Here is a 13099-nt window from a genome sequence, read left to right as displayed (position 1 = left end):
GTTTGCAACGTACCTATGTCTTTCAGGCCATGGCACGTTGCGAGGTTTGCAACGTACCTATGTCTGTCAGGCCATGGCACGTTGCAATCACTGTAGGAGCGAGCTTGCTCGCGATGCGCCGACGGCGCTCAATCTTGAAAGCGCTGAAGAACTATCGCCTAGCACTTGGTGGCCATAACCAGATCCTCTGAGCCCCAAAACAGCACCGACCATTCCCTGACCTAAACTTTCACTCCCCAAGGCGATCAATCCCTTAACCCCCCCAGCCCAAGGAGTGCCCCATGGAATTGACCAACCACAAATTCTCGGAGTTGTTCAAACAGCTTGGCCTGCCCGACGATCCCAAGGGCATCGATCAATTCATCACCAGCCATTCGCCGCTCAAAAATGAAATCAAGCTGGTGGATGCACCGTTCTGGACGCCCTCGCAGAGGGCCTTTCTCAAGGACCAGTTCATTGAGGATTCCGATTGGATCGTGATGGTCGATCAGCTTAACGAGGCCCTCAGAAATAAACGCTGAGCGGCACCCTATGTCCCCAGTTGGCGTTGCTATGCTCAGAAAAAAACAACAAGGGGACAGCGCCAATGAAAGACCCCTACGCCGTTGGCTTCTGGGCTGCCGTGACAGCCCTGAGCCTGCTGACCGCCGGTTATTTCTACGGGGTCAGGGAAGTCCACCAGCTCGATCAGGCCCGGCAGTTCCTCTACGGATCCGCCGGTCTGATTGCGGCCCTCGCCTTGAGCGCGTTGGCCTGGATTCGCTGGCAACTGCTCAAGGTGCGCCGACGCCAGTTGGAACAGGGCCGGACGATGGTCGCTATCTGGAACACCAAGGTGGCGCTGCGTCGGGTCGAAACCGTGTTCGATCGCTATTTTTGGGGGAGTTACTGGCAACCTGGGCGGACCTTCCAGGAAGTCATGGGCGAACTCGAAGGCACGCCGCTCGAGCGCAGCCTGGAAGCCCTCAAGGCGCAGTGCCAGGAACTCGATCAGGAAATCCACGACCACCACCGCCACTGGCTGAACAATGCCCGCGAGCTGTCCAGCGTGGCGGCGGCCATGGCCCGCGAGCGCTACCAGCTCGACCTGTGCGATTCGCAACAGAGCCAGCGGCGCGGCGGCGCGGTGCTCAACCGCGACCTGGAAGTGCTGGTGTACACCTGGTCGGCGCGGTTGCGCAGCTTCGACCACCAGCTCGACGAGCTGGAGGGCGAATACCGCTGAAGGGCGCTCACTCGCCGCGGATGTACTGCTCCAACTGACGAATCAGGTCGGCCTGTTCGGCGATGGCTTCCTTGACCAGGTCGCCGATCGACAGCAGGCCGAGCAGCTCGCCGTTCTCGACCACCGGCAAGTGCCGCAGGTGACTGTCGGTCATCATGTTCATGCAGGTGTCGACATTCTGGTGGGAATCCACGGTGATCACCGGCGAACTCATGATCTCGCTGACCGCCGTGCCGACCGAAGACCGGCCCTTGAGCACCATCTTGCGCGCATAGTCGCGCTCACTGACGATCCCCACCACCTTGCCGCCCTCGACCACCGGCAGCGCACCGACGTTTTTCTCGGCCATCACCAGCAGCGCTTCCAGCACCGTCTGGTGAGGCTTGATGGTGTAGACCTGCTGAACGTGCTGGGACTTCAACTTCAATAGCTGTGCCACGGTTTTCATTGCGCGCCCTCTGCATGGGGGTTGGGTGTAGGAACGCCAGATACCCTCAAGAATCGTGCACGCGGGGCAAGGGGGCAAGGCCGAAAACGGCATGAACCCGATTGAAAAGCGTCATCGCCGGTTTTTTCGTCGCCTTACCCCCGCTGGATCAACTTTTCTGCACGATCACCTGGCTGCCCAGGTCATGAATCATCGCTTCCAGCGTCGGCTGCAAGGCGCGGAACATCTCCGGCGAACAGAGCGCTCCCGGGTTGTGGAAATCCAGGCGCCGGGTGACCACCACGGTGTTGCCCTCGCGGCGGTAGTCGGCGCTGTAGTCGACGTACTCGGCCTTGAGCGACACCGGCTTGGGCGTGGCGATGATTTCCACCTGGGCCGGGAATTCGAAGCGGGCGACTTCCTCGGTCACCCCCGAAATGCAGGTGAACGCCTGGTTCCGTTCCTTCTCGGTGACGAAGCCGAACACGTTCTGCGCGATGCCGCCGGTGAAGCTGCTCAGGGTCGGCATGCCGATCGGGCCGGGCAGGTTGACCAGGTTGCGGGTATGGCCGGTGATCGTCAGCGCGAAGTTGTAGCCCTGCTTGTCCAGTTTCTTGCCCTCGACGGAGCCGCTGCCGGACTGGCCATAGGCGCTGAGGATGCGCTGCATGAGCATGTCGCGCTCGGCCGCCGGCATGTTGCGCAGGCCGTAGCGGTTCAGCTCGGCGGCCCAGCCCTGGATGGTCGAGTCATGCTTGAAGTCCGCCGCGCCACTGTCGTTGATGCTGAAGGTGGTGGTGCTTTTCACCAGGCTTGGCTGGACCGCTGGGGTGTGGCCGAGGGTGGCCGGACCGGTCAGTACGGTGGGTTTGTCGAGCACCGGCACGGGCAGGAAACCGGCGGCGATGGCTTTCATCGTCGGGTCCAGGTACAGGTCCAGGCTCGGCACGTAGGTAATGCTGTGGTTGATCACCCCGAGGGTCGGCACTTTCGGCAACACGTAGGCGGTGCCGAGGTTGACCAGCGCCGGCGTGCCGTGGATATCCACTGCCTCCAGCAGGGCCAGCAGCAGCGCGACATGGTCCTTGCAGTCGCCATAGCGGTTGCTCAGCACGGTATCGGCGGCATGCGGCACCACGCCGCCGGCACCGATATAGACGGCGACGTAGCGGATGTTCTTGCGCACCCAGTCACTCAGCACCAGGGCCTTGGCCCGCGGCTCGCTGACGTTGGCGGTGAGCGATTTTGCCAGTTCGGCGATGGCCGGAGTCACTTCCACCTTGGCCCGCGCCGCATAGGCCCGGGCGAAGGCGGCGTAATCCTTGAAGGTCGACACCGCCAGGTACTGGCCGTAGTCGGCGTAGGCCACTGAGCCGATCTCCCGGCGCGGTTGCTTCGCGGGCTGGTAGTCCCAGCGGTAGACCTTGCGCCCGGCCTCGGCTTTCGGGCTCGATGCCTTGAAACCCTTGGCTTCGGCGTTCAGCGCGAGCCCGGCGGGGAGGTCGTAGATCAGGGTCAGTTGCTGGGTCGGGCTCAGTTCAGGGAATACCAGTTCCTCGAACTGATCGGGGAACAACGCCGTGTTGCGCTGGCGCGTGTAGGTCAGCACCAGCCGATCGCCGACCGCCACCTCGGGGAAGATCACCACTTTGACCAGGCTGTCGAAGAACATCGGCGCGTCGGCCGACGCCTGCTCCTGTTGTTCCTTGATCTGCTCGGCAGTGACCGCGACTTTGCGGCCATCAGGCTTCTGGGTGTACGCCTCGACCACATCGAGGGTTTCCAGGGTGCGGTTGTAGGACAGGGACTGCTGGGCGCGGGCCTTGATCGCACGCTCTTCGTTGATCAGGTAAACCTGCTCATGGCGTACGTCGAAACTGCCATCGGCTTCTACGCGGGTGGTGCGGATGTCTTTTTCCACGGTGATCGAGGTGTCGTTGCCGTCTTCGGCAGCGTGGGCCAGGTTCAAGGTGAACAGGCAAACCAGCAGGCCCAGCCACTGTGCCGGGCGTGAAACGAACCACTTCATAGAGATCCTTCTTGCAAAAATTCCAGGACTGACAGACGAAATGCGAATCAGTTGTAGGAGATTTTGCCTGAGAAGGTGGCCGTGATGGAATGTTGCCCCTCGTGGCTCATGTGTCACGAGGCCATGACCGCATTTGCCACGTACCCTTCGCGCTTGCGCGCATCGCAGGTTAAATTGCCAGTATTTCCCGGCCGCCACCCGTGCCGCGGCACATCGAGCAAGGAGCAACAACCATGAGTCTGTGGGACGACCTGAAGAAGAAGGCCATCGACGCCAATCCCGAACTGGCCGCCAAGGCTGCCCAGGCGCTGGAAAAGGCCAAGGAAATGGCGGTGGAAGCCGGCCAGAAGGCGGCGCCGATCCTCAAGGAAGCCGGCGGCAAGGCCGCGGCCTACGCCCAGGAAAAGACGCCGATCCTCAAGGCCCAGGCGCTCAAGGCCATCGACGATGCCAAGGTCAAACGCGCCGAGCTGCGCGAGCAGGCCAAGCTCGACAAGGCGGCCCGCGCGGAAATGATCCGCACCATGTACGACATCACCCTGAATCCCGACGACGTGAACTTCATCGAAGAGCCGTTCAATCACTTCGATCGCCAGTTCAGCTTCTTCATAGTCAACGGCCAGGTGCTCGACACCCAGAAGCGCAACCAGACCCACCTCGACGCCAGCCACTCGCACAGCGGCGGCAGCGGCTACATCGCCAACGGCTACGGCTCGATGAGCGGCGGATCGTCGTCCTTCCATATCAGCTCCAGCAACGTGCAGGAGCATGAGTTCTGGGTCCGTGATGACGAAGACGGCAAGGAATCGTGCTTCCAGGTGCACAACACGCGCCTGCGTCTTCGCGAGGGGCAGCAGGTCAGCATGGTGTTCATGCACCCGGTGGACAGCAAGGTCGGCAAGATGGTCGCGCTGTACAACCACAACGCTGAAGAAAACTTCGTCATCAACGACCCGGCGCAGATCAACCAGTTGTTCGGCATCTACCTGGAGGAGCCGGGCTTCTTCAACCAGAAAGAAGTGCTGACCACCCGCAACCGGCTGTTGCAAGCGCTGGACAACCGTCTGGTGCAGCTCGCCGCCTATATGGCGCAACACGGCGCACGGCAGGGCCGGCTGATCGAAGGCGAGCGGGTCGAGTGAAATGCAGCGCGACACGTCACAGATGATTTCAAACCACAAGGACCACCCCGTGTTTTACCCAGCGACCCTGAAAAAACTCATCGGCCTGCCGGCCGCGCTGCTGCTCGCGACCTTCTGCGCCAACGTCCAGGCGGGCGGTCTGATCGACCTCAAGGAAGGCGCGGGCAAGGACGTCGCGGCAAGACTGGGGATCAGCGCCCATCGCTACATGCTCAGCACCGACTTCAGTCCGGCTCGGCCGTACAGTTCCGTGGTGCTCAGCAACAGCGAGGGCATGGACAAAGACACCGTGGTCCACAACGCTTTGGTCCACAGCGCGGAAGGTGGCGCCCGCATGCTGTTCAGCCGCTTTGCCGCGTGCGGCAAGCCGCGGGTCGTGGATAACGTCGTGATCGAAGTGAACAGCCAGCCCCTCGGCGCGCTGTATGAGTGCCGGATCGACGAAAAAGGCAACCCGGTGTCCATTTACCTGCCGACCTCGCCGGCGGCCCAGCAATTTATCGTCAACGCCTTCATGACCCACAAGCTGGTGCCGGTGGTGCTGGACAAATACACCGTGGCCTTCAGCACCGAGGGGTTCGGCGAGGTGTGGCAGCAGAAGAGCAAGCCTGTGCTTTGATGCGTCATGGCAGGCTGGCGGTGATGCGGTCGAGTACTTCGGAAAACGGCAATGAAAAAGGCCCCGTGATTGCTCACGGGGCCTTTTCTGTAGATGGCGCACTCGGCGGGATTCGAACCCACGACCCCTGCCTTCGGAGGGCAGTACTCTATCCAGCTGAGCTACGAGTGCAACGCGGGCGCCATGATACCCATCTGCCGGGGCGCCGTCCATCGCCAGAACCGCTGTGCTGTATTTCCCACGGAATGAAGGTTATCTCTGGCGGTCTGTTTAATAAGGACGACACGACTCGTCGCATTTTGTTCTTTTTTTCGAACGCCCTATTGTCCTTTTTCCTCGTTACTCCTAGGATTCGTTCGAGATTTCAAACGCTCTTGTCTGGTGCTGATACACACGAGCTTTTCTCTGTGGCTTGTGTCGTGCTTCGGCCCGGTGTGTGAATTCCTGACGGCAGCCCTCTCCGGGCTCCTTTTTCAAATCCAATAATTCGCTCCGTGCCAGCACGGTGCTGTTAAGGAAGCCGACATGCAGCTTAAAGACGCCCAATTGTTCCGCCAGCAAGCCTATATCAACGGTGAGTGGCTGGATGCGGACAACGGCCAGACCATCAAGGTGACCAACCCGGCCACCGGTGAAGTCATCGGTACCGTGCCGAAAATGGGCGCCGCCGAAACCCGTCGCGCCATCGAAGCGGCCGACAAGGCCCTGCCAGCCTGGCGTGCACTGACCGCCAAAGAGCGCGCTGGCAAGCTGCGCCGCTGGTTCGAACTGATGATCGAGAACCAGGACGACCTGGCTCGTCTGATGACCACCGAACAAGGCAAGCCGCTGGCCGAAGCCAAGGGCGAAATCGCCTACGCCGCTTCCTTCATCGAGTGGTTCGCCGAAGAAGCCAAGCGCGTCTACGGTGATGTCATTCCTGGCCACCAGCCAGACAAGCGCCTGATCGTTATCAAGCAGCCAATCGGTGTCACCGCAGCCATCACTCCGTGGAACTTCCCGGCAGCGATGATCACCCGTAAAGCCGGCCCGGCCCTGGCCGCTGGCTGCACCATGGTCCTCAAGCCTGCTTCGCAGACTCCTTACTCCGCTCTGGCTCTGGTCGAGCTGGCTACCCGTGCCGGTATCCCGGCTGGCGTGCTGAGCGTGATCACCGGCAGCGCTGGCGAAGTCGGTTCCGAGCTGACCGGCAACTCGCTGGTGCGCAAGCTGTCCTTCACCGGTTCGACCGAAATCGGTCGCCAACTGATGCAGGAATGCGCCAAGGACATCAAAAAAGTTTCCCTGGAACTGGGCGGCAACGCGCCGTTCATCGTGTTCGACGACGCGGACCTGGATAAGGCCGTCGAAGGCGCGATCATTTCCAAGTACCGCAACAACGGTCAGACCTGCGTCTGCGCCAACCGCATTTACGTGCAGGACGGTGTCTACGAGGCCTTCGCCGAGAAGCTGAAAGCCGCGGTCGCCAAGCTGAAGATCGGTAACGGTCTGGAAGAGGGCACCACCACCGGCCCGCTGATCGATGGCAAGGCTGTTGCCAAGGTTCAGGAACACATCGAAGACGCCGTTTCCAAAGGTGCCAAGGTGCTGTCCGGCGGCAAACTGATCGAAGGCAACTTCTTCGAGCCGACCATCCTGATCGACGTGCCGAAGACCGCTGCTGTCGCTAAAGAAGAGACCTTCGGCCCACTGGCGCCGCTGTTCCGCTTCAAGGACGAGGCCGAAGTCATCGCCATGTCCAACGACACCGAATTCGGTCTGGCTTCGTACTTCTACGCCCGTGACATGAGCCGTGTGTTCCGTGTTGCTGAAGCGCTGGAATACGGCATGGTCGGCATCAACACTGGCCTGATCTCCAACGAAGTCGCGCCATTCGGCGGGATCAAGGCGTCGGGCCTGGGCCGTGAAGGTTCCAAGTACGGCATCGAGGACTACCTCGAAATCAAATACCTGTGCATCAGCGTCTGATCCACGGTTAAGGCTTTACCTCTGCCAGCGGGGCGCGAGAGCGACGCCTCGCTGGCCTTTTTTACATAGATACATCCGGCCACCGGGCCCCTGCAGCAGTCGATCAACGAATGCTGACTGCAGTTGAATACCGGCGCCATCTTGAATCTCGCCACCACGCTGGCGAATTGAGGACTTTATGAGCAAGACCAACGAATCCCTGATGCAACGTCGTGTCGCCGCTGTTCCACGCGGTGTTGGCCAGATCCACCCGATCTTCGCTGAAAGCGCGAAGAACGCCATCGTTACCGACGTTGAAGGCCGCGAGTTCATCGACTTCGCCGGCGGCATCGCGGTACTGAACACCGGTCACCTGCACCCGAAAGTCATCGCTGCCGTTGAAGCCCAGCTCAAGAAGCTGACTCACACCTGCTTCCAGGTACTGGCCTACGAGCCGTACGTCGAGCTGTGCGAGAAAATCAACGCCCGCGTTCCAGGCGACTTCGACAAGAAGACCCTGCTGGTCACCACCGGCTCCGAAGCCGTTGAAAACGCCGTGAAGATCGCCCGTGCTGCCACTGGCCGCGCTGGCATCATCGCCTTCACCGGCGGCTACCACGGTCGCACCATGATGACCCTGGGCCTGACCGGTAAAGTCGTGCCTTACTCCGCAGGCATGGGCCTGATGCCAGGCGGCATCTTCCGCGCCCAGTTCCCGAACGAGCTGCACGGCGTGAGCATCGACGAGTCGATCGCTTCCATCGAGCGCATCTTCAAGAACGACGCCGAGCCACGTGACATCGCCGCAATCATCATCGAGCCAGTTCAGGGCGAAGGCGGTTTCCTGCCTGCTCCGAAAGAGCTGATGAAGCGTCTGCGCGCCCTGTGCGACCAGCACGGCATCCTGCTGATCGCCGACGAAGTACAAACCGGCGCTGGCCGTACCGGCACCTTCTTCGCCATGGAACAGATGGGCGTTGCGCCTGACCTGACCACCTTCGCCAAATCCATCGCTGGCGGCTTCCCGCTGGCCGGTGTGTGCGGCAAGGCCGAGTACATGGACGCCATCGCCCCGGGCGGCCTGGGCGGCACCTACGCCGGTTCGCCGGTTGCGTGCGCCGCGGCCCTGGCCGTTCTGGAAGTGTTCGAAGAAGAGAAACTGCTGGAGCGCAGCCAGGCTGTTGGCGAGCGTCTGGTTGCCGGTCTGAAGCAAATCCAGGCCAAGCACCCGATCATCGGTGACGTCCGTGCCCTGGGCTCGATGATCGCTGTTGAAGTCTTCGAGAAAGGCACTCACACCCCGAACGCTGCCGCCGTTGCCCAGGTTGTGGCCAAGGGTCGCGAGAAGGGTCTGATCCTGCTGTCCTGCGGCACCTACGGTAACGTCCTGCGTATCCTGGTTCCGCTGACCGCTGAAGACGCGCTGCTGGACAAAGGTCTGGCGATCATCGAAGAGTGCTTCGCTGAACTCGCGTAAACTGTGATCCGCTAGAAAAAAACCCGCTTCGGCGGGTTTTTTTTCGTCCCAGGGAACAGGTTGAGCGCTAAGGTTTCCATAGGAGACACCTTGGAAGGTGCACCGGACTGCGTGTGATGGCTGTAAGGAGAACCTGATGACTGCTGTAGATCCACCCGCTGCTGCACCCAAGGTGTTGATTGCCGAAGGTGATCCGTGGGTGCGCGACATGCTCACGCAAATGCTGCTGAGTGTGCGCTGTGACGCCAAGGTGAAGGTCTGCGCCAATGGCAACGAAGCGCTGGAAGGACTGACCGGGCAACCGGACCTGATCATCGCTGCGCGTGAACTGCCGGGCCTCGACGGCCTCGACCTGCTGCGCAAGGTCCGATCGCGACCGCGGACGCCGGTGCTGCCGTTCATCCTCATCAGTAGCCGTGCCGACGTGGCCAGCGTGCGCGAAGCCCTGCCGCTGGCACCCACGGCCTACCTGAGCAAACCGCTGAACCTCGACTCGCTGCGCCAGCGCCTTGAAGAGCAACTGCTCAAGCTCGGCGAGGCGGTCTCCTGCGAAGTGCCGCCGCTGCGCGCGGGGCTGACGCTGGCGCGCTTTATCGAAGAACACCGCGCTACCGCCGATGGTGGCCCGTTGTTCGCCGATGTGCAGCAGGCGATCAAGCGCGCGCTTAATCCGCAGGGGCTGGACCTGCGGGTTCTGGAAGAAGAAGTGCGTTCCGATCCGCAAATCACCGCCGTGCTGATCGCCGCCGCCAACAGCGCCGCGCTGCACCGCGAGGGCGCCGTGCAGACCCTGCTGCAGGCGCTGAACAAGCTGGGGACCACCCAGAGCATGAACCTCATCCTTGGCCTCGCGCTCAAGCGCAGCGCCCGTCTCAGCGACCCGGTGCTGGCGCGTTATGCCGAGCAGTACTGGAACCTGTCGCTGCGCACGGCGGAGTACGGCCGGACTCTGGCACAAATGCTCGAACTCGACCTGGAGCGCTGCTACTGCGCCGGCTTGCTGCATTGCCTGGGCGACTTGGCGCTGCTGCGTTGCCTGCAGGAGTGGCGCCTGGCGGGTGGCGAGCTGGACGAAAATGAAATCGAACTGTCGCTGAGCCAATCCGGCGCGGGCTACGGCTCGGCGCTGCGCACGCGCTGGCGCTTGCCGCTGGAGTTGCGTGAGTTGATCGCAGCGGTGTACCAGTTGGGCGGTGGCGTGTATTCCCGCGAAGACCTGGTGATGAACCTCGCCGGGCAACTGGCGCGGTTGGCGCCGGAAGAGGGGCTGGATGAGCTGGCGGCGGGGAAGACGGCGCGGTTGCTGAAAGTGGGGCGGGCGGAGTTGGAGCGGTTGCGGAAGGTGTGAGGTTTCAGGGCCTCATCGCTGCATAGATATCTACACAGTTCATGGTCAAGTCGTGGCTGCCATGTGTCAGCCGATATGTCTTCAGCGTCCTTGAGATCGAGCGCCGCCCGCGCGGCGCATCGCGACGGTTCGGCGCCCCGACAAGCTCGCTCCTACATGTGTTGCAACGTGCCATGGCCTGCCAGAGAGGTGTTGTCCGCCCTTGGCGTTTGGCGATGAGTCGCGGGGAAGCTGTTTAGGTCGACTCGATACCGCGTCGTACAAACAAGGCGGCCAACCATGGCCTGACAGACATAGGCACGTTGCAAACCTCTGTCTGTAGGAGCGAGCTTGCTCGCGATGCGCCGCCCGCGCGGCGCTCGATCTTGAGAGCGCTGAAGAGCTATCGCGTAGCACTTGGTGGCCATGGCCAGATCCTCTGACAGGCAACTCGTGGTCGCCACACAATTCCGAGATGGATAGATACCCCATGCAGCGATGAGGCCATTGAAATCACCCCAAAACGATCTGATTCTTGCCCTTGCGCTTGGCCTCATACATCGCCGCATCCGCCCGGGCAAACAGGTTATCGAGCACTTCATCGTCCTCGATCATGCCGGTCAGTCCCTGACTGACCGTCACGCCGTACGTGTGCCCTTCATGGCTGAAACTCAGCCGCTGAATCTCCCGCTGCAGCCGCTGCGCCACCTGCATCGCCAGCTCTGGCGTACAACCCGGGAACACCGCCGCGAACTCCTCGCCACCAATCCGCCCGAACAGGTCGCCCCGGCGTAGCGCCGCCTTGCCGCTGTCGGCGATGCGCTGCAAGACTTGATCACCCTCGGGGTGGCCGTAGGTGTCGTTGACCTGCTTGAAGTCATCGATGTCCAGCAGCAGAAACGACAGCGGCGCACCATCCTGACGGGCCTTATCGAAGGCCTGGCCGGCGCAGTCGAAGAAGTGCCGGCGGTTGCTGCTCTGGGTCAGCACATCGGTGGTGGCCAGGCGTTGCAGCTCGCCTTCGAGCAGTTTCTTCTCGGTGATGTCCTCGGCCATGCCCACCACGATCAGCCGCTGGCCGTCGGCCTGCTGGTTGATGAAGCATTTGTCGCTGAGCCAGCGCACCTGGCCGTCGGCGGCGATGATGCGGTACTCGCGATCTTCTACCGCGCCCTTGACCAGCACCTCGGCGAGGCTGCGTTCGGCGTAGTCCAGGTCGTCGGGGTAGATGCTGTCGCGCCACTGGTTGTAGTCGGCCAGCAGCAGGTTCGCGGGACGGCCGAAGATGCGCTCGTAGGCCGGGCTGACGTAGAGCATCTGCCGGGATTCCCAGTCGAAGGCCCAGAGAATGGCGTTGACGCTGTCGAGCAGGGAGCTGATCAGTTGCTCGCGCTCGCTCAGGCGGGCGACTTCGCCCTGAGCATGCATGAGCGCCAGCAAAACCTGAGCCGCCTCGGGAGGCGGATTGAACGGTGGGGTGCTATTGACCATGTTCGCAGTACTTCTTGTAAGGCGGGGACGTGCGGCCACGACCCGACCCGCCAGGCTGGCGGGCGACATGTTGGTAAGAGCGAAATGAAGGGGGGAAGTTCCAGGCGGAGCGCCCGCTGGCGGGGCGCTCCGATCAGTGGCCATCAGGCCAGGGCAGGGCGCAGCGAGTAGGTTTTCAATTGCGCGGCGAACTCGCGCAGCGAGTGGATACCGCTGGCCTCGGCCTCGTGGACCCAGTCCTTGATCGCGGCGAGCATGTCGTGGCCGTTGGCGCTGGTGCGGGCCCAGATCTGCTGCAGCGCCAGGCGCTTCTCGTAGATGGTCTTGAGCGCCTGGCTGTGCTCCAGCATGGTCTGGATGCGCTGGTGATGACGATCTTCCAGCAGGCTGGTCTCGCGCGACAGCAGGCGCTTGGCGCGGCGGAACTGATGGCGCACCGAGTCATCGACCCGGGCCAGCTCCTGCTTGACCAGCGGGCCGATTACCAACTTGCGGTACTGGGCCATGATCTGGAAGCGGTTGTTGAGGATCGCCATGGCGGTGTCCATGTCCAACTGGCCCTTGCCTTCGACCCGGTGGGCGATCGGCGCGACGCGTTGCACCTTGGCCAGGCGCAGCCAGGTGAACAGCTTGATCCAGGCCCAGCCCATGTCGAACTCCCAGCGCTTGACCGACAGCTTGGCCGAGTTGGGGTAGGTGTGATGGTTGTTGTGCAGCTCTTCGCCGCCAATCACGATGCCCCATGGCACCAGGTTGGTCGCGGCGTCGCGGCATTCGAAGTTGCGGTAGCCCACCGCGTGGCCAAGGCCGTTGACCACGCCGGCAGCCCAGAACGGAATCCACATCATCTGGATCGCCCAGATGGTGATGCCGATGGTGCCGAACAGCAGCAGGTCGATCACCGCCATCAGCGCGATGCCACCGAGCTTGTAGCGCGAGTAGAGGTTGCGCTCGATCCAGTCTTCGGGGCAGTTCTTGCCGTAGATGCGCAGGGTTTCCGGGTTCTGCGCTTCGGCGCGGTACAGCTCGGCGCCCTTGCGCAGCACCGTGGACAGACCCTTGATCACCGGGCTGTGGGGATCGTCCACGGTTTCGCATTTGGCGTGGTGCTTGCGGTGGATGGCGGTCCACTCGCGGGTGTTCTGCGCCGTGGTCAGCCACAGCCAGAAACGGAAGAAATGCTTGAGGCCGGCGTTCAGTTCCAGGGAACGGTGCGCCGAATAGCGGTGCAGGTAGACCGTGACCGCAACGATGGTCACGTGGGTCATCAGCAGGGTGACCGCCAGCAATTGCCAGGCCGACAGGTCGAGTAAACCGTAGTACCACATAGGTGGATATGCCCTCTTAGAGCGGAAAAACAGCGATGAGTATTATCACTGGCATGTTAAATAAAACCAGTCGGCCTTTTTGATAGG

At 62.0% G+C, this 13099-nt stretch carries 12 protein-coding genes and 1 tRNA gene; 8 read left to right on the top strand and 5 right to left on the bottom strand.

Translation table 11 applies throughout. From position 1 onward, the window contains the following. The 3 genes from NTD88_RS07905 to NTD88_RS07895 form a co-directional block, all read left to right on the top strand. On the top strand, window positions 1-191 hold a 191-nt coding region (locus NTD88_RS07905), incomplete at its 5' end, for a hypothetical protein (protein ID WP_262153898.1). Window positions 192-281: 90 nt separating this feature from the next. Continuing rightward, window positions 282-521, top strand: coding sequence for a DUF2789 domain-containing protein (locus NTD88_RS07900; RefSeq protein WP_095159430.1), 240 nt, complete (start codon window positions 282-284; stop codon window positions 519-521). 65 nt (window positions 522-586) lie between these two features. After that, window positions 587-1225 (top strand): NADH:ubiquinone oxidoreductase subunit N, encoded by a 639-nt coding sequence (locus NTD88_RS07895; RefSeq protein ID WP_095159431.1) that lies wholly within the window; start codon window positions 587-589, stop codon window positions 1223-1225. Window positions 1226-1232: 7 nt separating this feature from the next. Here NTD88_RS07895 and NTD88_RS07890 read toward each other — a convergent pair whose 3' ends face one another. Together NTD88_RS07890 and NTD88_RS07885 are read right to left on the bottom strand one after the other, a co-directional pair. After that, window positions 1233-1673 carry a CBS domain-containing protein gene (locus NTD88_RS07890; RefSeq protein WP_095159432.1) on the bottom strand — a complete coding sequence of 147 codons (441 nt, stop codon included), beginning with the start codon at window positions 1671-1673 and terminating at the stop codon, window positions 1233-1235. A 148-nt stretch (window positions 1674-1821) separates the two neighbouring features. Then, the gene (locus NTD88_RS07885) at window positions 1822-3681 is read right to left on the bottom strand and encodes a DUF3857 domain-containing transglutaminase family protein (RefSeq protein ID WP_262153897.1); all 1860 of its coding nucleotides are present in this window, start codon (window positions 3679-3681) and stop codon (window positions 1822-1824) included. Between the two features lie 233 nt (window positions 3682-3914). On the opposite strand from NTD88_RS07885, the gene NTD88_RS07880 reads away from it, so the two are divergent. Continuing rightward, window positions 3915-4823: a hypothetical protein gene (locus tag NTD88_RS07880; protein ID WP_262153896.1), complete on the top strand. Its 909-nt coding sequence runs from the start codon at window positions 3915-3917 to the stop codon at window positions 4821-4823. Window positions 4824-4872: 49 nt separating this feature from the next. Continuing rightward, window positions 4873-5442, top strand: coding sequence for a hypothetical protein (locus tag NTD88_RS07875; protein WP_262153895.1), 570 nt, complete (start codon window positions 4873-4875; stop codon window positions 5440-5442). Between the two features lie 94 nt (window positions 5443-5536). Here the strand turns inward: NTD88_RS07875 and NTD88_RS07870 are convergent. After that, window positions 5537-5613 (bottom strand) — tRNA-Arg (locus NTD88_RS07870). A 354-nt stretch (window positions 5614-5967) separates the two neighbouring features. On the opposite strand from NTD88_RS07870, the gene gabD reads away from it, so the two are divergent. The 3 genes from gabD to NTD88_RS07855 all read left to right on the top strand — a co-directional run bounded on the left by gabD (window position 5968) and on the right by NTD88_RS07855 (window position 10214). Next, complete coding sequence (gene gabD, locus NTD88_RS07865; RefSeq protein ID WP_095159436.1) at window positions 5968-7410, top strand: NADP-dependent succinate-semialdehyde dehydrogenase; 1443 nt, start codon at window positions 5968-5970, stop codon at window positions 7408-7410. 178 nt (window positions 7411-7588) lie between these two features. After that, window positions 7589-8866: a 4-aminobutyrate--2-oxoglutarate transaminase gene (gene gabT, locus NTD88_RS07860; protein WP_262153894.1), complete on the top strand. Its 1278-nt coding sequence runs from the start codon at window positions 7589-7591 to the stop codon at window positions 8864-8866. A 136-nt stretch (window positions 8867-9002) separates the two neighbouring features. Further along, on the top strand, window positions 9003-10214 hold the full coding sequence (locus NTD88_RS07855) for a response regulator (protein ID WP_095159438.1): 1212 nt from the start codon (window positions 9003-9005) through the stop codon (window positions 10212-10214). A gap of 492 nt (window positions 10215-10706) precedes the next feature. Here the strand turns inward: NTD88_RS07855 and NTD88_RS07850 are convergent, their stop codons facing one another. Then, window positions 10707-11684, bottom strand: a complete 978-nt coding sequence (locus tag NTD88_RS07850) for a GGDEF domain-containing protein (RefSeq protein ID WP_095159439.1) — start codon at window positions 11682-11684, stop codon at window positions 10707-10709. A gap of 143 nt (window positions 11685-11827) precedes the next feature. Then, a complete protein-coding gene (gene desA / locus NTD88_RS07845; RefSeq protein WP_095159440.1) occupies window positions 11828-13012 on the bottom strand; it encodes a delta-9 fatty acid desaturase DesA in 1185 nt (394 codons plus the stop codon). Window positions 13013-13099 lie beyond the last annotated feature (87 nt).

The sequence above is a fragment of the Pseudomonas sp. 20P_3.2_Bac5 genome (assembly GCF_025466035.1).
Classification (GTDB): domain Bacteria; phylum Pseudomonadota; class Gammaproteobacteria; order Pseudomonadales; family Pseudomonadaceae; genus Aquipseudomonas.
This window is presented reverse-complemented; position numbering and strand designations above follow the sequence as displayed.

What these genes read in the sequence shown, in the direction of transcription:
- NTD88_RS07900 (WP_095159430.1), top strand. Translation starts at nt 282, where the DNA reads ATGGAATTGACCAACCACAAATTCTCGGAGTTGTTCAAACAGCTTGGC.
- NTD88_RS07895 (WP_095159431.1), top strand. Translation starts at nt 587, where the DNA reads ATGAAAGACCCCTACGCCGTTGGCTTCTGGGCTGCCGTGACAGCCCTG.
- NTD88_RS07890 (WP_095159432.1), bottom strand. Translation starts at nt 1,673, where the DNA reads ATGAAAACCGTGGCACAGCTATTGAAGTTGAAGTCCCAGCACGTTCAG.
- NTD88_RS07885 (WP_262153897.1), bottom strand. Translation starts at nt 3,681, where the DNA reads ATGAAGTGGTTCGTTTCACGCCCGGCACAGTGGCTGGGCCTGCTGGTT.
- NTD88_RS07880 (WP_262153896.1), top strand. Translation starts at nt 3,915, where the DNA reads ATGAGTCTGTGGGACGACCTGAAGAAGAAGGCCATCGACGCCAATCCC.
- gabD (WP_095159436.1), top strand. Translation starts at nt 5,968, where the DNA reads ATGCAGCTTAAAGACGCCCAATTGTTCCGCCAGCAAGCCTATATCAAC.
- gabT (WP_262153894.1), top strand. Translation starts at nt 7,589, where the DNA reads ATGAGCAAGACCAACGAATCCCTGATGCAACGTCGTGTCGCCGCTGTT.
- NTD88_RS07855 (WP_095159438.1), top strand. Translation starts at nt 9,003, where the DNA reads ATGACTGCTGTAGATCCACCCGCTGCTGCACCCAAGGTGTTGATTGCC.
- NTD88_RS07850 (WP_095159439.1), bottom strand. Translation starts at nt 11,684, where the DNA reads ATGGTCAATAGCACCCCACCGTTCAATCCGCCTCCCGAGGCGGCTCAG.
- desA (WP_095159440.1), bottom strand. Translation starts at nt 13,012, where the DNA reads ATGTGGTACTACGGTTTACTCGACCTGTCGGCCTGGCAATTGCTGGCG.